Annotated in this window: 19 protein-coding genes, 3 tRNA genes and 1 pseudogene; 7 read left to right on the top strand and 16 right to left on the bottom strand. The window is 69.9% G+C overall.

The features are described from left to right. The first annotated feature begins 20 nt into the window (after positions 1 to 20). Both H295_RS0116025 and H295_RS0116020 read left to right on the top strand, forming a co-directional pair. On the top strand, positions 21 to 1,073 hold the full coding sequence (locus H295_RS0116025; protein ID WP_020136346.1) for an SDR family oxidoreductase: 1,053 nt from the start codon (positions 21 to 23) through the stop codon (positions 1,071 to 1,073). Positions 1,074 to 1,135: 62 nt separating this feature from the next. Continuing rightward, positions 1,136 to 2,038, top strand: coding sequence for an alcohol dehydrogenase catalytic domain-containing protein (locus tag H295_RS0116020; protein WP_020136345.1), 903 nt, complete (start codon positions 1,136 to 1,138; stop codon positions 2,036 to 2,038). A 198-nt stretch (positions 2,039 to 2,236) separates the two neighbouring features. Here H295_RS0116020 and H295_RS0116015 read toward each other — a convergent pair whose 3' ends face one another. The 3 genes from H295_RS0116015 to H295_RS0116005 all read right to left on the bottom strand — a co-directional run bounded on the left by H295_RS0116015 (position 2,237) and on the right by H295_RS0116005 (position 5,061). Beyond that, entirely contained in the window at positions 2,237 to 2,944 is a 708-nt protein-coding gene (locus H295_RS0116015; protein ID WP_020136344.1) for a PIG-L deacetylase family protein, read from the bottom strand. A gap of 133 nt (positions 2,945 to 3,077) precedes the next feature. Beyond that, on the bottom strand, positions 3,078 to 3,923 hold the full coding sequence (locus H295_RS0116010; protein WP_020136343.1) for a hypothetical protein: 846 nt from the start codon (positions 3,921 to 3,923) through the stop codon (positions 3,078 to 3,080). A 40-nt stretch (positions 3,924 to 3,963) separates the two neighbouring features. After that, entirely contained in the window at positions 3,964 to 5,061 is a 1,098-nt protein-coding gene (locus H295_RS0116005; RefSeq protein ID WP_234021615.1) for an MFS transporter, read from the bottom strand. 327 nt (positions 5,062 to 5,388) lie between these two features. Between H295_RS0116005 and H295_RS0116000 the strand changes: the two genes are divergently transcribed. After that, entirely contained in the window at positions 5,389 to 6,462 is a 1,074-nt protein-coding gene (locus H295_RS0116000; protein WP_020136341.1) for an AraC family transcriptional regulator, read from the top strand. Positions 6,463 to 6,488: 26 nt separating this feature from the next. Here H295_RS0116000 and H295_RS43275 read toward each other — a convergent pair whose 3' ends face one another. From H295_RS43275 to H295_RS0115945, 11 genes and pseudogenes are all read right to left on the bottom strand, one after another. Next, entirely contained in the window at positions 6,489 to 7,901 is a 1,413-nt protein-coding gene (locus H295_RS43275) for an aldehyde dehydrogenase family protein (protein ID WP_020136340.1), read from the bottom strand. Continuing rightward, positions 7,898 to 8,776 (bottom strand): SDR family NAD(P)-dependent oxidoreductase, encoded by an 879-nt coding sequence (locus H295_RS0115990; protein WP_020136339.1) that lies wholly within the window; start codon positions 8,774 to 8,776, stop codon positions 7,898 to 7,900. Before H295_RS0115990 ends, H295_RS43275 begins: the two co-directional genes overlap by 4 nt. Continuing rightward, entirely contained in the window at positions 8,773 to 10,122 is a 1,350-nt protein-coding gene (locus H295_RS0115985) for a flavin-containing monooxygenase (RefSeq protein WP_020136338.1), read from the bottom strand. The genes H295_RS0115990 and H295_RS0115985 overlap by 4 nt, the downstream gene beginning before the upstream one ends. Before the next feature lie 416 nt (positions 10,123 to 10,538). After that, the gene (locus H295_RS0115980) at positions 10,539 to 10,946 is read right to left on the bottom strand and encodes a PIN domain nuclease (protein WP_020136337.1); all 408 of its coding nucleotides are present in this window, start codon (positions 10,944 to 10,946) and stop codon (positions 10,539 to 10,541) included. Beyond that, on the bottom strand, positions 10,943 to 11,176 hold the full coding sequence (locus tag H295_RS0115975) for a type II toxin-antitoxin system VapB family antitoxin (RefSeq protein ID WP_020136336.1): 234 nt from the start codon (positions 11,174 to 11,176) through the stop codon (positions 10,943 to 10,945). Before H295_RS0115975 ends, H295_RS0115980 begins: the two co-directional genes overlap by 4 nt. Positions 11,177 to 11,461: 285 nt before the next feature. Further along, positions 11,462 to 11,635, bottom strand: a pseudogene (locus H295_RS0115970) (site-specific integrase); the annotation flags it as partial. Between the two features lie 567 nt (positions 11,636 to 12,202). Continuing rightward, a complete protein-coding gene (locus H295_RS0115965; protein WP_020136334.1) occupies positions 12,203 to 12,601 on the bottom strand; it encodes a PIN domain-containing protein in 399 nt (132 codons plus the stop codon). Beyond that, positions 12,589 to 12,840 (bottom strand): type II toxin-antitoxin system Phd/YefM family antitoxin, encoded by a 252-nt coding sequence (locus tag H295_RS0115960; protein WP_028809409.1) that lies wholly within the window; start codon positions 12,838 to 12,840, stop codon positions 12,589 to 12,591. Before H295_RS0115960 ends, H295_RS0115965 begins: the two co-directional genes overlap by 13 nt. A 549-nt stretch (positions 12,841 to 13,389) precedes the next feature. Then, positions 13,390 to 13,463, bottom strand: a tRNA-Ile gene (locus H295_RS0115955). A gap of 188 nt (positions 13,464 to 13,651) precedes the next feature. Continuing rightward, positions 13,652 to 13,724, bottom strand: a tRNA-Asn gene (locus H295_RS0115950). 6 nt (positions 13,725 to 13,730) lie between these two features. Beyond that, a tRNA-Asn gene (locus H295_RS0115945) sits at positions 13,731 to 13,803 on the bottom strand. Between the two features lie 157 nt (positions 13,804 to 13,960). Between H295_RS0115945 and H295_RS0115940 the strand changes: the two genes are divergently transcribed. The 4 genes from H295_RS0115940 to H295_RS0115925 all read left to right on the top strand — a co-directional run bounded on the left by H295_RS0115940 (position 13,961) and on the right by H295_RS0115925 (position 19,748). After that, positions 13,961 to 14,266: a hypothetical protein gene (locus H295_RS0115940; RefSeq protein WP_020136332.1), complete on the top strand. Its 306-nt coding sequence runs from the start codon at positions 13,961 to 13,963 to the stop codon at positions 14,264 to 14,266. Positions 14,267 to 14,438: 172 nt separating this feature from the next. Next, positions 14,439 to 15,875 (top strand): FGGY family carbohydrate kinase, encoded by a 1,437-nt coding sequence (locus H295_RS0115935; protein WP_028809408.1) that lies wholly within the window; start codon positions 14,439 to 14,441, stop codon positions 15,873 to 15,875. 211 nt (positions 15,876 to 16,086) lie between these two features. After that, positions 16,087 to 17,820, top strand: a complete 1,734-nt coding sequence (locus H295_RS0115930; RefSeq protein ID WP_020136330.1) for an ABC transporter ATP-binding protein — start codon at positions 16,087 to 16,089, stop codon at positions 17,818 to 17,820. Continuing rightward, entirely contained in the window at positions 17,820 to 19,748 is a 1,929-nt protein-coding gene (locus tag H295_RS0115925) for an ABC transporter ATP-binding protein (protein WP_020136329.1), read from the top strand. Before H295_RS0115930 ends, H295_RS0115925 begins: the two co-directional genes overlap by 1 nt. 32 nt (positions 19,749 to 19,780) lie before the next feature. Here the strand turns inward: H295_RS0115925 and H295_RS0115920 are convergent, their stop codons facing one another. Next, positions 19,781 to 21,073: an RNA polymerase sigma factor gene (locus H295_RS0115920; protein WP_028809407.1), complete on the bottom strand. Its 1,293-nt coding sequence runs from the start codon at positions 21,071 to 21,073 to the stop codon at positions 19,781 to 19,783. A gap of 100 nt (positions 21,074 to 21,173) precedes the next feature. Continuing rightward, positions 21,174 to 23,081: a DNA primase gene (gene dnaG / locus H295_RS0115915; protein ID WP_020136327.1), complete on the bottom strand. Its 1,908-nt coding sequence runs from the start codon at positions 23,079 to 23,081 to the stop codon at positions 21,174 to 21,176. Between the last annotated feature and the right edge of the window lie 25 nt (positions 23,082 to 23,106).

Genomic DNA, 23,106 nt, shown 5'->3' with positions numbered 1-23,106 from the left:
GACGACGAAGGAACTTGGCCATGAGCAGCACTTCGACCGATACCGTCCTGGTCACCGGAGGCTCCGGATTCCTGGGCGGCCGTGTGATCGCCCAGGCGCTCGGCAAGGGCTACCAGGTCCGCACCACGGTGCGGACCCTCAGCCGCGAGGCGCAGGTTCGCAGGGACGTGGAGTCCATGGGCGTGCACGCGGGCGACCGGCTCACTTTCGTGGAGGCGGACCTCACCGCGGAGGAAGGGTGGGCCCAGGCGGTGGCCGACTGCCGCTACGTCCTGCACGTCGCCTCCCCCTTCCCTGGCGGCGAGCCCGACCACGAGGACGACCTGATCGTCCCGGCCCGGGAAGGCACGCTGCGCGTACTGCGTGCCGCCCGCGACGCAGGCGTCGAACGCGTGGTGGCCACCTCCTCGTTCGCCGCCGTCGGCTACGGCAGGCCCGCCACCGACCGGCCCTTCACGGAGAACGACTGGACCGACCCCGACAGCGACCTCCCTGCCTACATCAAATCCAAGGCGCTGGCCGAACGGGCCGCCTGGGACTTCGTCGAGCGCGAGGGCAACGGCCTCCAGCTCACCACCATCGCCCCGGTCGGCATCTTCGGCCCCGTCGTCGGCAGCGACCACTCCTCCTCGATCAGCATGATCACCGGCCTGTTCAGCGGCGCCCTGCCGGGCACACCGCGCCTGTACTTCGCCGTCATCGATGTCCGGGACGCCGCCGACCTGCACCTCAAGGCCATGACAGACCCCAGGGCAGCCGGCGAACGCTTCATCGCCGCCGCCGGCGACGCCGTCTCCCTGCACCAGATCGCACTCGCCCTCCGCGACCGCCTCGGCGACGCGGCCAGTGCCGTCCCGGCCACCGAGCTTCCGGACGAGACGGTGCGCAGGGCCGCCGAGGCCAACCCGGCACTGCAGGGTGTGCTGTCCAACCTCGGCAAAGTCCGCCACGTCAGCAACGAAAAAGCCCGTACCGTCCTCGGCTGGAACCCCCGCAGCAGCGACGAAGCCGTCGTGGCCACCGCCGAAAGCCTCCTGGAGCTCGGCCTTCTGCCCGCCGGGCACCCCGTGTAGGTGCCAGCGCGCGTTCTTTCAACGGCGTTACACGCAAATATGGACTTCCCGACGGAGGAAACATGCCAAAAGCGATCACGCTGACCGACTTCGGCGGTCCTGACGTCCTGCGATGGACTGATGTCCCGCTTCCCCAGCCGGGCGAGGGGCAGATCAGGGTGAAGGTGAAAGCCGCAGGCGTCGGCCCGACCGACCTCGCCCTGCGGTCGGGCCGGCTCAAGGCCTTTTCGCTACGGCAGAACGCCGTACTCGGTTTCGAGGTGGCCGGCACTGTCGACGCTCTCGGGCCCGGAGTGAACGGGGCGCAGATCGGCGAAGAAGTATCGGCACTGCTTTTCGACCTTGGTGGATACGCCGAATATGCGGTTGCCTCGATGTGGGTCGCAAAGCCGCCTTCCGTCCCGTGGGCGGCCGCAGCCTCTCTGCCTGCCTCGGCGGAGGCGGCGGCGGGGGTTCTGCGACAGCTGGCGGTGAAGACGGGCGACACCCTGCTGGTGCTCGGTGGTGGCGGGGCTGTCGGCTTGATCGCGACCCAGTTGGCTGTCGCTCAGGGCATCGAAGTGGTGAGTGCCGTGGGCGAGCGGGACGACGCACTGGTCACGTCCCTGGGTGCCACGCCCGTGCGCTACGGCGCGGATCTGGTGGACGCAGTCAGGGGTGTCGGGGCTGTCGGCTTCGCGTTCGACGCCACCGGCAAGGGAGTGCTGGCGGACGCGATCGCGCTGACCGGAGCCGCCGACCGGGTGATCACCTTGTCCGACCCCGCTGCGGCGGACTTCGGTGTCGCACTGTCACACCCCAGTCCCGAGCGGGCTCCTCACGCGCTGAAGGACACCATGTCCATGTTGGCGCAGGGGCGGCTCAGGCTGCGGGAGTACAGGACCATGCGCATGCAGGACGCCGACGAGGCACACCGTCTGCTCGAAGGCGGTCAGGTGCACGAGCGGGTCGTACTGACCCTCTGATCGCGATTCCAGACCAGCGATCCGGGGCTTCTCAGTACGGCCGTTTCTCCCTCACGCCGCCGACCACGTCGGCAACGGCACGATCCAGGCGAGCCCGGTCCGTCCAGGAAAAGTTGACGGGCCCAGCGTCAGGACAGCGCCGGCGGTCCTGTCCTTTCGCGGCCGAAGAGAGAGGGCCGTACCCGCCACGACGGATGCTCAGGTCGGCGGGAACAGGGTGAGCAGCGGGCTCTCGAAGGCTTCGAAGGCGGCGCCCTGTGCGGCGTAGGCGGGGTGCAGGCGCCAGGCGGCGTCCGCGGCGCGGTGGCGGGTGTAGTCCTCGCGCAGGTACCAGCGTCCGAGCTGGGACGTGTGCCGGGCCAGGGCCTTGATCTTGTCCTCGAGGAAGTCGGTGATGTCGACCAGGACAGTGGGCGAGAAGCCGCTGTACGGCGCGTGGGGTTCGCCGTAGAGCACGGTGTGGCAGGTGGGGACACGGGCGGCGGCGTTGGTGGCGGCCGCACCCAGGGCGAGATGGTCCTGGTGGTCGTTGGCGGCGTGTGGGCTGTGTGTGATCAGCGTGGTGCATTCCCGGGCGATGAGGTCGCTTTCGACCAGGGAGATCAGCTCGCGGTCGGGGTGCAGGGCCCCGTCGGGCAGGCCGAGGCAGGTCACCTCCACGCCCGCGCCGTCCCACGCGGCCTGTGCCTCGTTGATCCGTTCCCTCTCGGTGAGGCGGGCACCACGCGCCGCGTCGATGAGGGAGACACCGTTGACCCCGTGGGTCAGGCAGAGCACGGTCACCGTGGCACCGAGTTCGCGGTAGCGCCGCAGGGTGCCGTAGGCGAGGAGCTCGGCGTCGTCAGGATGGGCCACCACGGCGACCACACGCTCCGCCCGCCTGGACTCCGCGATCGTCATCCCCATCGCCCGCCTCGGTCCCCGTCCACAGAACAGAGACCATTGCCAACTCTTTACTCTCTGGTCATCGTAACAACGCCCCTACTGCCTGGCCTGCTGAGCGCGTGCCCCTGACAGCGGCCGGCCGGCGGGCGCCGCCTCAGTCGCCGCCCGCCGGCCGATGAGCAGGCACGGGACGCAGCCCGTGCAGGGGAGCTCGGACCGGGTGGAAGGCGCGGCGGCCGTCCGGCTTCGCCAGTTCGGCCGCGATCGTCGCCACCTCGATGTTCCTGTCCCCCAGGGCGTTGAAGTACGGGTCGTCGGCCGGACTGTGCCAGGCGCGCCGGAACCCGGTGTCGGCCACCGGGTAGCCCAGGAGCTGGGCGAACAGCGGGTAGCGGAGCTCGTCGTTGCCGAGGGCGGGCGGGTCGGCGGCCGCGTAGTCGTCGAGGAACGCCCTCGGGAAACAGGGGCCATCGCCCAGGCAGCCGTGCGGGACCGGATCGTGGCCGTCATCGCAGCCGTAGCCGTAGCGGGTCCGGGCGAAGGCCAGGAGTTCGCCCCACTCCCGGGCCTCATGCTGCCCGGCGGTCCAGCGCCAGTCGTCGCCGATCACACTCAGGGGCGTCGGAGCGGTCAGGCCGACGGCGCCGGCCGGCACCCCGGCGTAGGCCCGTTCCAAAGGCTCCGTGAGCAGCAGGTCCCACTCGATGAAATGGAGGACGTCGAAGGGCAGGCGGTGGCCTGTCTCGCGGTACCAGTCCAGCAGCACCAGGTCACCGTTCTTCCAGTTCCAGGGACCGCTGTGACGCGAGACGTACAGGGCGTCCAGCCCCAGCACCCGCCGGCCGGCCAGCCGGAAGGCCGCGCCGCGCGCACCACCGGGACCGCCGAAGAGACCGTGCACGGGCACGCCGGGATTGAGCCGCCGGATCAGTTCGACACGGGCCCGGCAGACCAGAGGGTCGCGGTGAAACCGGAAGACCACGAGCCGCTTGATCGGCATGGAGCAATCCTACTGATACCGCCACGGAGGGTGTCATAGCTCACCCTGCTGGGGCCGCCTGAGCGAGGCTCTCCGTGCGGGCCGAGCCGGAAGGCTGGGTGAAATGGCGGGCGGCGGCCGGCAGGAGGACCACGAGGGCGGCCGGTGCGGCGAAGGCGAGACGGAAGTGGCCGGTGGAGCCGAGGAGTCCACTGACGGCACCACCGGTGAGGACACCGACGTAGTTGAAGAGGTTCAGACGTGCCAGGACCGCCTCCGATGCCGCGGGACGCAGCCGTGCGGCGGAGGCCAGGCACAGCGGAGCCAGCACGGACGCCCCCAGGCCCGCCGCCCCGGCCGCGAGAACGGCGAACGGCCAGCTCGGCGCGGCGGCCAGGCCTGCCAGGGCACCTGCGGTGAGCAATGCCGCGGTGCGCACGACGGCGACCGCCCCGCGCCGCCGTACGAGCCGATCGACGCCCGCACGGCCGATGACCGTACCGGCCTGGTAGGCCGCGTAGGCCAGCGGCGCCACCGTCAGGGTCGCGGCGAGGGTCTGCCGAAGGTAGACCGCCGACCACGCCGAGACGGTGGATTCGACCACGTAGACGACCAGGAGAACGCATCCGAACGGAATGAGCCGGACCCACACGCGGCGCCCGAGCGGCGCCTGCGGGACGGCGTCCGAGGGCCCTTGGGTGGTTGGGAGGGCGTAGGTCCGCAGACAGACGGCGAGCAGCAGGACGACGCCTGCCTGCAGGGTCAGGCCGGCGGCCACGGACCATCCCAGCCGGGCCACCCCTGCGGTGAGCAGCGCCGCGGCCACGCCGCCCACGCTCCATGCCGTGTAGAACGAGCCGAAGATGCTGCGCCCGTAGGCGCGTTCGATCTCGGCGGCCCGGGTGTTGACGCTGACATCGAGGGCTCCGACAGCGAGCCCGAAGAGGAGGTAGGCGCAGGTGACGGCGAGCTGACCAGGGGCCCAGCCGATCAGCATCAGCGCGGCGACGGCCGTCAGCATGGCGCCGCGCATGGTGGCGACGGGACCGGCGCGGCGAATCGCGGCCAGGCCCAGGAAGCTGCCGACCCCTGCCGTCAGGGCCACCGCGACCAACAGGGCGGTCGTCAGGAGCGGAGCCAGTTGCAGGTGTTCCGTCACGGCGGGGACGGTCGTGTACACGGCGGCGACACAGGCGCCCTGCGCGGCGAACACGACAGTCGCGGCCCGTCGGGCGCCGACCTTGGAGACTGGGCGCCCGAACGGCGTCTCGCATGATGCATCAAGGGACATGTGCCTTCGCGCCTTCGATCCTGTGTATGTGGAGAGGGTCGGCGGGTCAAATGCGATGGGGATTCCGGAAACCGTAGCCAGGTGTGGAAGGGCGAGCGCAGGACGCCAGGGGCCGTACAGGGGACTCGGGAGGCCAGGTCCGCGACCGGTCCTGCCCGGCTGCCTACAGTGGTGGCCGAGGAGAAGGTGAGTGCGATGTCCCTTGCCCCCGACCCGGCGAGCCCGCCGGGGACCAGCCGCAGCACATCGGCGACGATCCAACCGAACATCCTGCGCCATCTCGTCGCCGTCGCCGACGCGCGCGGCATCGACCTGCGGCCCCTGCTCAAGCAGGTCGGGCTGGACGAGACCGTCATGCGCTCCGCCGCGCTGAGGGTGTCCTACCGGCAGGGCAGCGCGGTGATCCGTCGCGCGCTGGAGCTCACCCAGGACGAGCACCTGGGGCTGAAGGTCGGCGCGGCACAGCATCTGACCGCGTGGGGCCTGCTCGGCTTCGCCCTGATGGCCGACGACACCCTGCGGCACGCCATCGGGACAGGGGTGAAGTACCAGAACCTGTCCGGGGCGATGGTGGTGTGGTCTGCCGGTACGAGCAAGGAGGACGACGCCTTCGTGCTGCGCGCCGACCTCCCCGATCCGGCCATCGACCCTGCTGTCGCCGTCTTCCTGATCGAGGAGGGGCTCGCCTCCGTGGTCACGCTGTCCCGGCTGTCCGTCGGCCCGGCCTTCGCGCCGAGGGTGGTGGAGTTCGCCTTCCCTCCGCCGGAGCGGAGCGACCTGCACGGTGCCCTGTTCGGCTGCCCGGTCCGTTTCGGCGCCCCGGCCAACCGCATGGTCATCGACCCCGCGTGGGCCAGGGCCCCGATGCCCGGCCGGGATCCGGTGGCCTACGCGTCGACCCTGGAGATGCTCGACGCCCAGATGGCCGCGCGCCGCGGCCTCCAGGACCTGCTGGAGGTTCTGGAGGTCTCCGTCGCCCAGAGCCTCCCGGTGATCCCCTCGTTCGCCGAGCAGGCACGACGGCACGCGACGAGCGAACGGACGCTGCGTCGCCGGCTGGCCGACTGCGGCACGACGTACGAGGCAGTTGTCGAGGGAGTGCGCCGGGAACGCGTCGAACAGCTGCTGCTGCGCCCCGAACTGACCTTGCGTGACATCGCCCGCCGGGCCGGGTTCTCCGACGAACGCGCACTGCGCCGCGCGGTGCACCGCTGGCACGGCACCTCGCCGGTCCATCTGCGCGAGCGGATGCGTTCGGATCGCCTCTGAGGCCTGACCGGACGAGAGGCCCCGGGTCAGCGGGTGCGGATCCAGACCGTCTTCTCCCGGGTCCACTGGTCGAAGGCGTCGGTGGACTTCTCCGCACCGCCGAATCCGGACTGCTTCCAGCCGCCGAAGGGCGTGGTGATGTCGCCCTCGCTGTAGGCGTTCACGGAGATCACACCGGCCTCGATGCCGCGTGCCAGCCGAAGCGCGCTGTCGAGGTCCCGGGTCCAGACGGACGCGGCGAGCCCGTACTCGGTGGCGTTGGCCATGCGTACCGCCTCGTCCTCCGAGGCGAAGGTCTGAACGGTGACGACGGGGCCGAACAGTTCCCTTACAAGGACGTCGCTGCCGTCGGGAGCGCCGGTGATCACGGTGGGCGGATAGTAGGCGCCGCGCGGAGGCAGCCCGTGGGGCAGTCCCCCGGTGTGGATCCGGGCCCCACCCGCCCTGGCCGCGTCCACGGCTCCCGCGACCCGGTCGAAGGCGGCACGGTTGATCAGCGGACCCAGCTGCGTGCGCGGGTCGGCCGGATCACCGATGACGAGTTCTCCCGCCGCGGCCGTGAACCGCTCCAGGACCTCCTGTGCGATGTCGCGGTGGACCAGCACACGCGAGCCGGCCGTGCAGTTCTGCCCCGTCGTCAGGAACGCGGCCTCGATCATGTTGTCGATCAGCTCGTCCCCGTAGTCGAGCGCATCGGCCATCAGCACCTGGGGGCTCTTGCCGCCCATCTCCAGTGAGACCCGCTTGAAGTTGCTCTCGGCGGCGTCCTTGAGGATGCGGCGGCCGGTCGCGGTGGACCCGGTGAAGGAGAGCGCCCCCACAAGAGGATCACGGGCGAGGGCCGCCCCGGCCTCGCGGCCGTACCCGGGCAGGACGGTGAGCACCCCGTCCGGCAGTCCCGCCTCGGCGGCGAGCGTGGCCAGGTGCAGGGCCGAACGCGGGGTCGCCTCGGCCGGCTTGACCAGCAGACAGTTGCCCGCGGCCAGGGCGGGCCCGACCTTCCACGCGGTCATGGCCAGCGGGTAGTTCCACGGCAGGATCGCCGCGACCACCCCGACCGGCTCGCGGATCATGAGACCCAGCCCGTCCGGGCCGCTCGGCGCGACACGGCCGAAGACCTTGTCGGCCGCCTCGGCGAACCAGCGGACCGACTCGATCGCGCCCGGAACGTCGCCCGTACGGCACTCCGTGATCGGCTTGCCCGCGTCCTCACTGTCCAGACGGGCGAGGATCTCGGCGTCGCGTTCCATCAGGCCGGCCAGCCGCACCAGCACGGCACTGCGTTCGCGGGCCGGCAGCCGCGCCCACACCCCCGCGTCCCGGACCTGCCGGGCCCGCTCGGCGGCCTTGGCGACGTCGTCGGCGCTCGCGGCGGGCAGGGTGGTGACCGGCTCCCCGGTGGCGGGGTTGACGACATGCAGCATCCCGTTCGTGGTCATGCCTCCTCCACCAGCTCCCAGCGGCCGTCGGTCCGGCGGGCCAGTCCGCGGCTGCGGAGTTCCTCCAGATAGCGGGCCATGCCGCGATCACCGCGCTTGCGGAACAGCGGGAAGACCTTGGGCAGCAGGTTCGGTGCGAGCATCGCGAACCGCACCAGACGGGACTCACCGGTCCGGGGATAGGCCTCCAGGCGGGGCTTGTCCAGCAGGCTCACCACGGCCGCCACGACGTCGGCGGGCTGCTGCGGGGGATCCTGGAACTGCATGGAGTTCCCGCCGTCCACGGCCTCCTGACGCAGCATCCGGGTGTCGGTCGCCGACGGCAGCACCGAGCCGGCCAGGATGCCCTTGCTGCTGAGGTCGAGCCCGATGGCGAGCATCGCGCCGCGCAGCCCGAACTTGGAAGCCGTGTAGATCGGAGTCTCGCCGAGGGGGAAGATCCCGCCCAGGGAGACGGTGGTGACCACCCGGGCGTCCGGCGAGGCCTGCAGCAGGGGGATCGCGATCCTGGTCGTGATCAGCGGGGAGGTCAGGTTGAGGGTGATCTCCCGCTCGATGCTCTCGACGCTGCGGACGTCGAAGCGTTCGGCGCTGGTCATACCGACGTTGTTGACGAGGACATCGAGGCACCCGTAGTCATCGGCGACCAGCTCGAACAGCCGCTCCACCTGGGCGCGGTCCATCAGGTCACAGCCGATCCCCCGGTGTCCGGCACCCGGAAGCCCGGCGGCGACCTTCTCGGCCCGGGTCTCGTCGATGTCGACGACGACGACCCGGGCGCCGCCGACGGCGAAGCGGCGGCACATTTCACTGCCGATACCACCCGCGCCGCCGGTGACCAGCATGACCTTGTCGGTGAAGTCGAACCCGCTCATGCCCTCGCCTCCGCGCGTCGCGGGGACCGTGTCGTCGACGGCGCCCGGCCCTCGGTGCGCCAGCCCATCTCCCCCGCGACCTTGGCCAGGTACTTCACGAAGGCCCCGCTCTCGACGTAGCCGGTGTGGCGGGGCGATGCGACGAACTTCAGCCCGCCGGACAGATCCGGGCGGTCGGCGCGGATCATGCGGGCGAACCGCTCCGCGTTCGGCGGCCGGTGCCGCACGTCGTGGAGGTATGCGGCGATCATCTGCGCCTGGGCGTCGAAGAGCTGGTACGCACCGGAGTTGGTCTCCACGAAGCCGACGCCGAACAGGCCCTGGTGCTCGCGCGAGAACGACGACAGGTAGAGGTCCGGGTGCTGCTCGTCGCCGAAGTACTGCTGCGCGACCGGCACTTTGTGGACGTACCCGGTGGCCAGCAGGACGAGATCGAAGTCGTCGCTCGTGCCGTCGGTGAAGTGCACGGTCCGGCCCTCGGTACGGGCGATCCCGGGCTTGGCCGTGATGTCCCCGTGCTGGAGGTGGTGGATCAGCATCGAGTTGATGGCCGGATGGGTCTCGAACAGCTTGTGGTCCGGCTTCTGCAGCCCCAGCCGCGTCGGATCGCCGTTGAGGACCCGCAGAAGGGCGCCGAAGACCCGCTGCGCCAGCCACATCGGCAGGTGCGGCCCGCTGTCGGCGATGGTGTCCACCGGCCGGCCGAACAGGTGCTTGGGGATGAACCAGTACCCGCGCCGCATGCTGATCACCGCGTGGTCCGCGGTCCGTGCCGCATCGCACGCGATGTCACATCCGGAGTTCCCCGCCCCCACGACCAGGACCCGCTTGCCCCTCAGCTCCTCCGCGCTGCGATAGCCGACGGTGTGCCGGACCTCCCCGCTGAACTCCCCCGGCAGCTCGGGGACGTTGGGGTGCCACTGCGAGCCCGTGCACACCACGACCTGCCCGTGCACGCTCTCCCGGCCGTCGGACCGGGTGACCGTCCAGGTGCCGTCCGCGTTCTTCTCGACGCGTCCGACCTCGACGCCGAACTCGATGCGGTCCGTCAGCCCGTAGGCATCGGCGAAGGACCGCAGGTACGAGAGGATCTGCCGGTGCGGCGGGTAGTCCGCGAAGTGGCCGGGCATCGGGAAGCCGCCGAATCCCGACAGGGTCCTGCTGGAGATGAAGTGGGCCGACTCGTACATCGGGCTTCCGGGATTGTCGATGTCCCAGATACCGCCGGGCCCGGTGTGCCGCTCGAGATGCGTGTACGGCAGCCCTCGCTCCGCCAGAGCCCGCGCGACCGCCAGCCCGGCAGGTCCCGCCCCGATCACACACGTGTCCAACTGGCTTTCCTTCACGGGCCCGCCTCCTCGTTCGTCCCGCTTCACGGTGCGGGTGCTGGAGGAAAACGTATGCAGCCACCGTTCGACGAACACTGACTCGGGCGGCCACGAACCGGACCTCAGCGGCCGCGCCACCAGGGCATCCGTGTGCACGAGGGCTGACCTGTACGGCGCCGGCCGCCAGATCCGACGTCGAGCCGACGACGGGACGTGCTCCTGCTGGAAGAGGGGGACGCCGCGGGTGACGAGGCCGTCCCGTTCCAGGCAGCGCACCGGACACCTCGCGCACGGCTTCCGGCTCGCATGGGCACAGCTCGCCGACGCCGATTCCGATCGTCAGAGCGTAGAGGTCGGCCCGGCGCACGCGGGGATCACTCGGAGAGAGCCCCGTGCGGTGTTCCACCAACCGCCGACCTCGGGCACGCAGGTGATCAGACTCGCGCGTCTCGCTGTTGAACTTCCTTGAGGACGCCGGCCACTGTCACGAAGTCATTGTCCACATGGAGAACAGTGTGCCCATGGTGCACAGCTGTCGCGCACACCAACAGGTCGATCGGTCCCGCCGCCCGATGCCGGCCTTGCTGAGTCAGCTTGTACTGGGCGGTGTCGACCCAACGCCAGGCATTCTTCGGAACGGGCGAGAGCGCGCACAGCGCGTCCAACTCTTCCGCGAGCTCGTCCCGGTGGGCAGGGCTGGTTGCCGAGTAGAGAAATTCGGCACGTGTCGGCTCGCAGAGGTGGAACACCCCGGCGGCAATGTGTCCCTCCCAGGGACACAGCGCACCTGGGGTGCGAAACAGGTGCCACAGAGCCGAGGTGTCCACCAGATACGTGATCACTCGAAGGCCTCGCGTCGCGCACGCTTCTCCGCGTCGTGCGCCGCCGCGGCCTGCTCGAACTCACCACGCGCACCCCGCGCGGCCAACTTCTCCGCAGCCTCCAGCCGCTTGATCCGCGCCACGTAGTCCCGAAGGGCCGCGTTGACGGTCTCCTTCTTCGTCGTGGCACCCATGAGCCGCATGGCTTCGGCCAGCGCCTCGTCGTCGAGATCAATCTGCGTGACGGACATCGGACACCTCCAACATCCACAATGTATGCACCCAAGATACATCACCAACATTGACGCGGCCATCGACCACAAACGGGCCACCCGAGGGAAGCGCCCCCGCGACGCGACGAGCCAGCGGGGCCCCGCCCGACCTCAGCATGAACTACCCCATAGGTGGCATGACCGAAGAGTCGCCAGACCCCTCACACCGTCGCCGTAACCAGCAATACTGCTGGTCAGAGGCTTTTCCCCGCGTAGCCAGTGGTGGGGCGGGTGGGACTCGAACCCACGGCCGACGGATCATGAGCCCTTTGAGGATCTTGGCGACCCTTGTCGATCATTGCCCGTATTGACCGCGGCGGTGCCCCACAGCAGTTCCAGGGCCTTGCCGATCTCGTCGTCCGCGACCGACGCCAGCGGCTGGGCCTCGCCGATCCGCTCGGCGGTCTTGCCGACGCCGGTCGCGTAGCTGCGGACCATGTGAGGCTTGCCGAGCAAGTCGAGGAAGGCGCCGGCATCGCTATCCCCTGCCGCGGGCAACAGGGCCGCTTCACGTACGACCCGGAGAACGTCACCGCAGGTGACGAACCAAGCTTCCGCAGGGCGCTATCCGTGGAACGACTTCAAACAGGTCCGGCAACCGACGGCCCGTCAGCCGCCTACCGGGCCCGACGGGCCCAGTGTCTGTTTACGCTCCGATGTTCCTCAACCCCCGGTTCCTGTCGGAGGACGATCGTCACAGCTGACCTCCCGCTCCAAAACCGCCTGCACGGGCGGTTCGACGACGGACGGTCCTGCCAGGCGTAGTACCGGGACTCGGCGACGTGCAGCACGCGGCGGGCCAGTTGCACCGGCAGGTGCTCACCGGCCATCACGCGGATGGCTGCGGCCTTCCTCCCCGATTCGACAAGATCGATAGCCCCGCGGCGGAACTCGGGCGGACAACTGCGGGGCAGCACGGCCTCCGAAGGCTGCTGGATCGTCAAGTGTCCGGCAACCCGACTCCATCAGAACCGGGGCAGACCACTCCATCAGACCCGGAGCGGTTCACAACTGACGTACCCGAACACCGGGAAGGTCGTCGAAGCGGGCCCGCTTGTCATGGGTGACCACCGTGCGCGCGGTGGCCAGCGCGGTGGCCGCGATGATCAGGTCATGGGCGCCTCGGGGCTGGCCGGCTCTGCGGACGTGGGCGAGCAGCCGCGCGTGCGCGCGGGCCACGTCCACGGTGTACTCCTCGACCGGGATGGTGGCGAGGACGGTGTCGACGAAGGACTGGCGGGCGACCCGGTTGGTGTCGTGCGCCAGTTCCACGCCCTGGAGCAGTTCCGCCGCCGTGATGGCGGCGATCGCCGGATCGTCGTCGTCGGCCAGCGCCTGGTTGGGGGAGACCTTCCGGCGCTCGATCGCGATCAGCACGCCGGTGTCCAGGATCAGTCGCTCCACGGATCGTCCAGCGTCACCAGGTCACGGGTGGCTGTCACGTCGTCCTCGAAGGCATCATCAAGCGTGCCGACATGACGCAGGAGAGCGTCCTTCACAGCCCGCCCCGTGGCCTTGGGCGCGGGAGCGAGCACGGCCAGACGCTTGCCTCCGCGGGTGATCACGATGGTTTCCCCGCGTTCCGCGCTGTCCAGCACGGAGGCGAAGTTCCGTGATGCTTCGGTAGCGGTCATCGTCCTCATGACCTTATCTTCTCAGAGAATCTGATACCCGACAAGACATGCTTCCGTCCCGGCTCGCCGCATCCTTAGTCACTACATCACCACAGGTCACAGCACTTGAGGCAACCCAGCTTCACGAGCCTTCAGAAGTGAAGAGAAGGGGTTTCTTCTCACGCAGGGAGTGGCGAGGCGGGCTGGAGGCAAGGGCACGCTGGGCCGTTGCCAGTACGGGCCGTCATCCGGGCACATACCCCGGCCACAGCCCCCTCTCGCGAACCGCCGCACCCACGCACCGTCCCCGACAGAGGCCCGACTCGAAGATCACCAGTCGGCACTTGCGATTCCTCGCGTCCAGCCGGCGTCCGGAATCGTGCGTCCAGTCCCTCGAATACGTCGGCTACCGAAGCGCGCCCAACACCCAAGCCATCACATCGGAGCAGGCCAGAGCGATTCGAACTAACGTCTACGACCACAGACTTGAAGTCACGAGCAGCGGATTCTGCCTCGTTGCACCAAAGCCCTGAATCCGCGCGCCCCATGAGACGATTCCGCAGCTCGGAGGCTGCACAGTGGGGCGGGTGGGACTCGAACCCACGGCCGACGGATTATGAGTCCGCTGCTCTAACCGGCTGAGCTACCGCCCCATAGCGGCGTGTCGCGTACATGTGTGCGCGCCGTCTGCCGCAGCATAGCCGCTCATACGATCTCCTGCTCCGCAGGGGCGACTTCGCATGCCCTTCAGGACTCCGCCGTGACCTGCACGGTTCCCCCGCACATGAAAAAGGACCCCGTCGGGGTCCTCCTTCGTCCTGCCTCAATTCCTGCTTCCCTGCTCTCCCGACTGGACTCGAACCAGTAACCTGCCGGTTAACAGCCGGCTGCTCTGCCAATTGAGCTACGGAAGATCGAAGCTCCCCCGACTGGACTCGAACCAGTAACCTGCCGGTTAACAGCCGGCTGCTCTGCCAATTGAGCTACGGAGGATCGCCTCGGTGCATCGAACGTACCTCCCTGGGTATTCGCCAGGGGGCGGGCGCTCGCTGCGACACATACATTAGCGCAAGCAGGGGGGTGCTCCGCCAATCGGTTCCCCCGGCACCGACGTCGCACCGGAGACCACGCGAGAGAGAGGGCGGCCACCATGCGCTACAAGCTCACGTTCGTTGTCGGACTGACACTGGGGTACGTGCTGGGTACCCGTGCCGGACGCGAGCGCTACGAACAGCTGAAGAAGTCCGCACGCCAGGTCGCCCAGAACCCCGCGGTCCGCAACACCGCCGAGACCGCAGCCCAGCAGGGCCGCCAGTTCGCCGGCAAGGCCTACCACGTGGTCAGCGACAAGGTGGGCGACCGGGTCCCGGAGTCGGTGACCCAGCGGGTGCGTTCCCTGCGGGACCGCAACCACAACGGCGCCCCGGAGGACGACTGGGGCACCAGCAACACCTGAACGACGGAGCACCGGAGCACGTGAACGGCGGACCACGGGGCACCGGCAGCACGTGAACGACAGGGTGACGAAAACAACCCCGGAGCGCGGCGTACGGCGCGACCTGCCAGGACGATTCCGCGGCCGCCGTCGCCGCGCACCGGCCGCGACGCTACGCCCATAGAATTCGGCCATGGGGATAGTCGCCGGGTTGGACAGCTCGCCCGAATTCACTCGCATCGTGGTCTGCGACGCGGACACGGGAGCCGTGCTCAAACAGGGGTACGCGCCGCACCCGGTCGAGGGCCGGCCGTCCGACGTCGACCCCCAGGCCTGGCTGCTCTCCCTCGGTGAGGCCGCCGGCGGGGGTCTCCTCGAAGGTGTCCAGGCCATCGGTGTGTCGGCCCAGCAGAACGCCGTGGTGCCCCTCGACGCCCAGGGCAACACCGTCCGCCCGGCCCTGGTCGGCGGCGACAAGCGCGCCCAGGTCGCCGCGGCCGACCTCGTCGACGCGCTCGGCGGGCGCGAGGCGTGGGCCCAGGCGGTGGGGTGTGTCCCGCAGGCCGCCCAGCCCGTCACCAAGCTGCGCTGGCTGAACAAGACCGAACCCGACGCCGCCCTGCGCACCGCCGTCCTGCTCCAGGCGCACGACTGGCTGGTCTGGCAGTTGCTCGGCAGGCCGGTCAGGAGAACCACCGACCGCGGGGGCGCCTCCGGCACCGGCTACTGGTCCGCCGCCACCGGCTCCTACCGTGCCGACCTGGTCGAGCTGGCTCTCGGCCACCAGGTGATGCTCCCCGAGGTGATCGGCCCGGCGGAGGCGGCCGGTACGACCCCGGAGGGGCTGCTGATCTCCGCCGGGACCGGCGAGACCATGGCCGCCGCCTTCGGGCTCGGGATCGGGCTCGGGGACGCCGTCGTCTCGCTGGGCGCTTCCGGGTCCGTGATGGCCGTGCACCCCGAGGCCCTCGTCGACAACACCGGGATGATCACCTCCCTGGCCGACGCGACCGGCATGCACCTGCCCGTCGTCACCACCCTGAACGCCGTACGGACCCTGCGCGGTGCCGTCGAGATGCTCGGGCTGAGCGACCTGGAGAGCCTGTCCGACCTGGCGATGAAGTCGACGCCCGGCTCCCACGGACTCGTCCTGCTGCCCTATCTGGAAGGTGAGCGGACGCCGAACCTGCCGCACACGGCGGGGACGCTGAGCGGCCTCCGGCGGGAGTCGATGAAGCCGGAGCACCTGGCGCGGGCCGCGTTCGAGGGCATGCTGTGCGGGCTCGCCGACGCGCTCGACGTGCTGCGCGGCCGGGGTGTCGAGGTGCGGCGGGTCTTCCTGCTGGGGGCCGCCGCCGAACTGTCCGCCGTACAGGCCGCCGCGCCCGCGCTGTTCGGGGCGCAGGTCGTGGTGCCGCAGCCGGCGGACTACGCGGCGACCGGTGCCGCCCGCCAGGCGGCCTGGGCCCTCGGCGTCTCCCAGGGCACCCTCGACCCGCGCACCCCGCCGATGTGGCAGGGGCCGGCCGCGCAGGTGCTGGAGCCGGGTGAGGAACTGGCGGTGGGGCAGGCGGTGCGGCAGCAGTTCGTGGCGGTACGGGAGCAGATGTATCCCGGGGCCTTCCGCTAGACCCCGGAGGCCCGCAGACGTGCCCGGGGGCGTTCCGCCAGGCAAGTCGCGGAAGGTAAGAGTCCGGTAGGAGTCCGGCGCGCGAGAGGACCCGTAAGGCCGCAAGAAGCACTGCTGTCGGCTTAATCGGTTGAGGTAACGCGGGTGGAGTGTCCGACGATAGGGGCCAGGGGCAACCAACCGCCCCGTCGCCGACTCCGAGAGACGTAGCGTGCTCATACGACTTCTACGGACCTATCTCAGGCCCTACAAGAAACCCATCAGCATCCTGGTGCTGCTCCAGTTCCTCCAGACCTGCGCCACCCTCTACCTGCCCACGCTCAACGCCGACATCATCGACAACGGCGTGGTGAACGGGGACACCGGCTACATCCTCGGCTACGGCGCCCTCATGATCGGCATCTCGCTGGCGCAGGTGGTGTGCAACATCGGGGCCGTGTTCTACGGCGCCCGGACCGCGGCCGCGCTCGGCCGGGACCTGCGGGCGTCGGTGTTCGACCGGGTGCAGTCGTTCTCGGCGCGCGAGGTGGGCCACTTCGGTGCGCCCACGCTGATCACCCGTACGACCAACGACGTGCAGCAGGTCCAGATGCTGGCCCTGATGACGTTCACCCTGCTGGTGTCGGCGCCCATCATGTGCGTGGGCGGCATCGTGCTGGCGCTCGGCCTGGACGTGCCGCTGTCCGCCGTGCTGGTGGCCGTGGTGCCGACGCTGGGCATCTGCGTGACGTTGATCGTACGGCGGCTGCGGCCGCTGTTCCGGTCCATGCAGGTGCGCCTCGACACCGTCAACCGGGTGCTGCGCGAGCAGATCACCGGCAACCGGGTCATCCGGGCCTTCGTGCGGGACACCTACGAGGAGGAGCGCTTCCGGAAGGCGAACACCGACCTGACGGAGATCTCCCTCAAGACCGGCAACCTGCTCGCGCTGATGTTCCCCGTGGTGATGACGACGGTGAACCTGTCATCGATCGCGGTGGTCTGGTTCGGTGCCCACCGGATCGACAGCGGCGGGATGCAGATCGGTGACCTGACCGCGTTCCTGGCCTATCTGATGCAGATCGTCATGTCCGTGATGATGGCCACCTTCATGTTCATGATGGTGCCGCGCGCCGAGGTGTGCGCCGAGCGCATCCAGGAGGTCCTGGACACCTCGTCGAGCGTGGTCCCGCCGACGGCGCCCGTCACCGAGCTGCGACGGCACGGGCATCTGGAGATCCGGGCGGCGGGCTTCCGCTATCCGGGTGCCGAGGAGCCGGTGCTCAGGGCGATCGACCTGGTGGCCCGGCCCGGCGAGGTGACCGCGGTGATCGGGTCGACGGGCAGCGGCAAGTCCACGCTGCTGGGCCTGGTCCCCCGGCTGTTCGACGCGACCGACGGCGAGGTCCTCGTCGACGGCACCGACGTGTCGACCATCGACCCGAAGCTGCTCGCCAGGACCGTCGGGCTCGTGCCGCAGAAGCCGTACCTCTTCGCGGGCACGGTCGCCACCAACCTGCGCTACGGCAATCCGGACGCCACCGACGAGGAGTTGTGGCACGCGCTGGAGGTGGCGCAGGCCAAGGACTTCGTCGAGCGGCTGGAGAACGGGCTCGACTCCCCCGTCGCGCAGGGCGGCACCAATGTCTCCGGCGGTCAGCGGCAGCGGCTCGCGATCGCGCGCACGCTGGTGCAGCGGCCGGAGATCTACCTCTTCGACGACTCCTTCTCCGCCCTCGACTACGCGACGGACGCGGCCCTCAGGGCGGCGCTCGCCGAGGAGACCTCGGAGGCGACCGTCGTGATCGTGGCCCAGCGGGTGGCGACCATCCGCGACGCCGACCGGATCGTCGTCCTCGACGAGGGGCGGGTCGTCGGCACCGGCACCCATCGCGAGCTGATGGCGGACAACGAGACCTACCGGGAGATCGTGCTCTCCCAGCTCACGGAAGCGGAGGCTGCCTGATGGCCGGGCCCATGGGGCGCATGATGGCCGGCGGCGGCCCCGAGAACCGCTCGCTGGACTTCAAGGTGTCCGGCAGGCGGCTGCTCGCCCAGTTCAAGCCGGAGCGGCTGACCCTCTACGCCATGCTGGCCTGCGTGGTGGTCAGCGTCGGCCTGAACGTGGTCGGGCCGAAGATCCTCGGCCAGGCCACCGACCTGGTCTTCGCGGGCATCATCGGACGGCAGATGCCGGCCGGGGCGAGCAAGGAGGAAGTCCTCGCGGGGATGCGGCAGCGCGGCGAGGGCCAGGTCGCCGACATGCTCCGCGGCACCGACTTCACCCCCGGCAAGGGCATCGACTTCACCGCCGTGGGGCACGTCCTGCTGCTCGCGGTCGGGGTGTTCCTGATCGCCGGGCTGCTGATGGCGGTGGCGACGCGGCTGGTCAACCGGACCGTCAACCGCACGATGTTCCGGATGCGCGAGGACGTCCAGACGAAGCTGTCGCGGCTGCCGCTGTCGTACTTCGACAAGCGCCAGCGCGGCGAGGTGCTGTCCCGGGCCACCAACGACATCGACAACATCGGGCAGACCCTCCAGCAGTCGATGGGCCAGCTCATCAACTCGCTGCTCACCATCATCGGTGTGCTCGCGATGATGTTCTGGGTGTCCTGGCTGCTGGCGCTGGTCGCGCTGGTCACCGTGCCGCTGTCGTTCGTCGTCGCCACGCGCGTGGGCAAGCGCTCGCAGCCGCACTTCGTGCAGCAGTGGCGCACCACCGGCAAGCTCAACGCCCACATCGAGGAGATGTACACCGGGCACACCCTGGTGAAGGTGTTCGGCCGCCAGGACGAGTCGGCGGCGCAGTTCGCCGAGCAGAACGAGGCGCTGTACGAGGCGGGGTTCAAGGCGCAGTTCAACAGCGGGGTCATGCAGCCGCTGATGATGTTCGTGTCGAACATCAACTACGTGCTGGTGGCGGTCGTGGGCGGGCTGCGGGTCGCCTCCGGTGCGCTGTCCATCGGTGACGTGCAGGCCTTCATCCAGTACTCCCGCCAGTTCTCGATGCCGCTGACGCAGGTCGCGTCGATGGCGAACCTCGTGCAGTCGGGCGTCGCCTCCGCCGAGCGGGTCTTCGAACTCCTGGACGCGGAGGAGCAGGAGGCGGATCCCGAGGCCGCCGAGAAGCCGGAGGAGCTGCGCGGGCGGGTCGCCCTGGAGCACGTCTCCTTCCGCTACGACCCCGAGAAGCCGCTCATCGAGGACCTCTCCCTGAAGGTCGAACCCGGGCACACCGTCGCGATCGTCGGCCCGACCGGCGCCGGCAAGACGACCCTGGTCAACCTGCTGATGCGGTTCTACGACGTCTCGGGCGGCCGGATCACCCTGGACGGCGTGGACATCGCGCGGATGACCCGCGACGAACTGCGCGCCGGGATCGGCATGGTGCTCCAGGACACCTGGCTGTTCGGCGGCACGATCGCGGAGAACATCGCGTACGGCGCCTCGCGCGAGGTGACCCGGGGCGAGATCGAGGAGGCGGCCAGGGCGGCGCACGCGGACCGGTTCATCCGCACGCTCCCCGACGGCTACGACACCGTGATCGACGACGAGGGCAGCGGGGTGAGCGCGGGCGAGAAGCAGCTCATCACCATCGCCCGCGCGTTCCTGTCGGACCCGGTGATCCTGGTCCTCGACGAGGCGACCAGCTCGGTCGACACCCGCACCGAGGTCCTGATCCAGAAGGCGATGGCCAAACTGGCCCACGGGCGCACGTCGTTCGTGATCGCCCACCGCCTCTCCACGATCCGGGACGCGGACACCATCCTGGTGATGGAGAACGGCTCGATCGTCGAACAGGGCACCCACACGGACCTGTTGGAGGCGGCGGGGGCGTACGCGCGCCTGTACAGGGCCCAGTTCGCGCAGGCGGTGGCAGAGGTCGACTAGCGGAAAGGGGTCGTTGCGAGACGACCCCTTTCTCAGTCCAGATAACCCCGAAGCTGATCCGCAAAAGCGTGGTCACGCAGCTTGTTGAGCGTCTTGGACTCGATCTGGCGGATCCGCTCCCGGGTCACCCCGAAGATCCGCCCGATCTCCTCCAGCGTGCGGGGACGGCCGTCGGCCAGCCCGTACCGCAGCTGCACGACCTTCCGCTCCCGCTCCCCGAGCGTCGACAGCACAGCCTCCAGGTGCTCCCTGAGCAGCAGGAACGCAGCCGACTCGACAGGGGAGGCCGCGTCCCCGTCCTCGATGAGGTCACCGAGGGCGACATCGTCCTCCTCGCCCACCGGAGCGTGCAGCGACACCGGTTCCTGGGCGAGCCGGAGGACCTCACTGACCCTTTCCGGGGCGAGATCCAGATGCGCGGCCACTTCCTCCGGCGTCGGCTCGTACCCGCGTTCCTGGAGCATCCGCCGCTGCACCCGGACGACCCGGTTGATCAGCTCGACGACATGGACCGGGACCCGGATCGTGCGGGCCTGGTCGGCGAGGGCCCGGGACATGGCCTGGCGGATCCACCAGGTGGCGTAGGTCGAGAACTTGTAGCCGCGGGCGTAGTCGAACTTCTCGACCGCGCGGATGAGGCCGAGGTTGCCCTCCTGGACCAGGTCGAGCATGGTCAGGCCGCGGCCGACGTACCGTTTGGCGACCGAGACGACCAGGCGCAGGTTGGCCTCGATGAGGCGGCGCTTGGCCATCCGGCCCATCACCACCAGCCGGTCCAGGTCGAGCGCCAACTGGCTGTCCAGGGAAGGGGTGTTGCTCAGCTTCTCCTCGGCGAACAGGCCGGCCTCGACCCGGCGGGCGAGTTCGACCTCCTCGGCCGCGGTGAGCAGCGGGATACGGCCGATCTCGCGCAGGTACTGGCGGAACAGGTCCGAGGAGGGGCCGCCGGTGTCGGTGGTGCGGCCGCGGGGTGGTTCGGGCGGCTCGACGGTTTCGGTCTCCACGGCGTCGAGCGCTTCGGCGGGCGGGGCGTCCGGCTCCGCCTCGGGGTGGTGCACGACACGGCTCTGCGGGGGCACCGCGACGAGCACCTCGGTCTCGGCGTCCGGTTCTGCCGTGTCGTCCGCACTGTTCTCGGTCTGTGTGAGGGTCTGGGTCTGCACGGGGGCGACCTCCAGGATGATCGCTGCCAAGGAGTACGGCAGCGGCGCTTCGGGGGCGGAGTCGGCGGCCTCGCCGCTGTCCGTCCCGTACGCGATGAGCGGAACCGCGGGGGTGTGGGACCCGTTGGGGACGGATCGGCCGCGCTCCGAGGACTCAGGCACCGGACCCAGTGTGGAGTACGACACATCGCCGCCACGAGGGGCGTGCGGTGACTTTTTGCAATCGGCCCGTGACCCCGTGGTTACCCCGCCGTAGGGTTTGTCAGAGGGCGGAGGCCCCGTGCTCGCGGAGTGCCTGGCCGTACTGCTGGAGGACCCACAGTTCGTTCTGCACGGCGGCCAGGTGGGCGGGGTCGCCGCCGGTGCCCAGGCGGATCAGGGTGCCCTGGACCTCCTGGATGCGGCGGTCGACGGCACGGCGGCGGACCCAGACCAGCTGTTCGCCGGCGTAGTTCTCGTCGACGATCCGCCGCATGATCGCCTCCACGGCCAGCTCGGTGACCATGGCGCGGACCGCGTCGTCGGGGGCGGCCTCGCGGACCCGGACCAGGTAGTCCTGGGAGTCCTGGACGCCGTACTCGGCGCCGCCCGCGTCCATGATGGCCTGGCGTACGGCGGCGTAGGGCGGGGCGGTGAACTCGTCGACGCCGTACGCGTCGAAGGCCGGGGAGACCAGCTCGGGGCGCTGGAGGGCGAGCTTGAGCAGCTCGCGCTCGGTGGCGTAGACGGGGTTGCGCAGGGTGAGGGCGGGGCCGGAGACGGCGGGACGGTGGGCTCCGTCGTACGACGGTTGTTGCGGGCCGCGTCCCTGCGGGGCCGGGCCCTTGCCGCCGCGGTCGCGGGCCCAACGGGCCAGCTGGGCCACCCGCTTGACGACGAACTGGGTGTCGAGGATGCCGAGCATGCCGGCGAGCTGGACGGCGACCTCGTGCTGGGCGCCGCTGTTCTTGATGCGGGCCACGATGGGGGCCGCTTCGTCGAGGGCGGCGGCCCGGCCCGCCGGGGTGTCGAGGTCGTAGCGGACGACGATCTGGCGCAGCGCGAACTCGAAGAGCGGGGTGCGGGGTTCGACGAGGTCGGCGACCGCGTCGTCGCCCTTGGCGAGGCGCAGGTCGCAGGGGTCCATGCCGTCGGGGGCGATGGCGATGTACGTCTCGGCGGCGAACTTCTGGTCGTCCTCGAAGGCGCGCAGGGCCGCCTTCTGGCCGGCCGCGTCGCCGTCGAAGGTGAAGATCACACGGGCCGAGCCGTTGTCCATCAGCAGGCGGCGGAGGATCTTGATGTGGTCGCCGCCGAAGGCGGTGCCGCAGGTCGCGATGGCGGTCGTCACACCGGCGAGGTGGCAGGCCATGACGTCGGTGTAGCCCTCGACGACGACCGCGCGGGACGCCTTGGCGATGTCCTTCTTGGCGAGGTCGATGCCGTAGAGGACCTGGGACTTCTTGTAGATCGCGGTGTCGGGCGTGTTGAGGTACTTCGGGCCGTTGTCCGCCTCGTAGAGCTTGCGCGCGCCGAAGCCGACGACGTCTCCGCCGATGTCGCGGATGGGCCACATCAGGCGGCCCCGGAAGCGGTCGATGGGACCGCGGCGGCCCTCCTGGGCGAGACCGGAGAGCAGGATCTCCTTGTCGCTGAAGCCCTTGCCGCGCAGGAAGCGGGTGAGGTGGTCCCAGCCCTGCGGGCTGTAGCCGACGGAGAAGTGCGCGGCGGCGGCCTGGTCGAAGCCGCGCTCGGCGAGGAACTGGCGGCCGGTGTCGGCCTCCGGACTGGTGGCGAGCTGCTCCATGTACCAGTCGGCGGCGATCTTGTGGGCCTCGACCAGGCGGATGCGCTCGCCGCGCTGGTGGGCGGGGTTGTAGCCGCCCTCCTCGTAGCGCAGGGTGATGCCGGCCTGGGCGGCGAGGCGCTCGACCGACTCCGAGAAGGTGAGGTGGTCGACCTTCATCACGAACGTGATGGTGTCGCCGCCCTCCTGGCAGCCGAAGCAGTGGAAGAGTCCCTTGCTCGGACTGACCTGGAAGGACGGCGACTTCTCGTCATGGAAGGGGCACAGCCCCTTGAGGTTGCCGCCACCCGCGTTGCGCAGCTGGAGGTACTCGGACACCACGGCGTCGATCGGGACCGCGTCCCGTACCGCCTTCACGTCCTCGTCGTTGATCCGTCCTGCCACGCGTGAAGTCTACGGGGACGGACTG

This window comes from Streptomyces sp. 351MFTsu5.1, from assembly GCF_000383655.1.
GTDB classification, from domain to species: domain Bacteria; phylum Actinomycetota; class Actinomycetes; order Streptomycetales; family Streptomycetaceae; genus Streptomyces; species Streptomyces griseorubiginosus.
This window is presented reverse-complemented; position numbering and strand designations above follow the sequence as displayed.

Excerpts from the sequence above, each read along its gene's own strand:
- H295_RS43275 (WP_020136340.1), bottom strand. The coding sequence starts at position 7,901 with ATGACCACGAACGGGATGCTGCATGTCGTCAACCCCGCCACCGGGGAG.
- H295_RS0115935 (WP_028809408.1), top strand. The coding sequence starts at position 14,439 with ATGGGGATAGTCGCCGGGTTGGACAGCTCGCCCGAATTCACTCGCATC.
- H295_RS0115990 (WP_020136339.1), bottom strand. The coding sequence starts at position 8,776 with ATGAGCGGGTTCGACTTCACCGACAAGGTCATGCTGGTCACCGGCGGC.
- H295_RS0116015 (WP_020136344.1), bottom strand. The coding sequence starts at position 2,944 with ATGGGGATGACGATCGCGGAGTCCAGGCGGGCGGAGCGTGTGGTCGCC.
- H295_RS0115940 (WP_020136332.1), top strand. The coding sequence starts at position 13,961 with ATGCGCTACAAGCTCACGTTCGTTGTCGGACTGACACTGGGGTACGTG.
- H295_RS0116025 (WP_020136346.1), top strand. The coding sequence starts at position 21 with ATGAGCAGCACTTCGACCGATACCGTCCTGGTCACCGGAGGCTCCGGA.
- H295_RS0116010 (WP_020136343.1), bottom strand. The coding sequence starts at position 3,923 with ATGCCGATCAAGCGGCTCGTGGTCTTCCGGTTTCACCGCGACCCTCTG.
- H295_RS0115960 (WP_028809409.1), bottom strand. The coding sequence starts at position 12,840 with ATGAGGACGATGACCGCTACCGAAGCATCACGGAACTTCGCCTCCGTG.
- H295_RS0116000 (WP_020136341.1), top strand. The coding sequence starts at position 5,389 with ATGTCCCTTGCCCCCGACCCGGCGAGCCCGCCGGGGACCAGCCGCAGC.
- H295_RS0115925 (WP_020136329.1), top strand. The coding sequence starts at position 17,820 with ATGGCCGGGCCCATGGGGCGCATGATGGCCGGCGGCGGCCCCGAGAAC.
- H295_RS0115975 (WP_020136336.1), bottom strand. The coding sequence starts at position 11,176 with ATGTCCGTCACGCAGATTGATCTCGACGACGAGGCGCTGGCCGAAGCC.
- H295_RS0116020 (WP_020136345.1), top strand. The coding sequence starts at position 1,136 with ATGCCAAAAGCGATCACGCTGACCGACTTCGGCGGTCCTGACGTCCTG.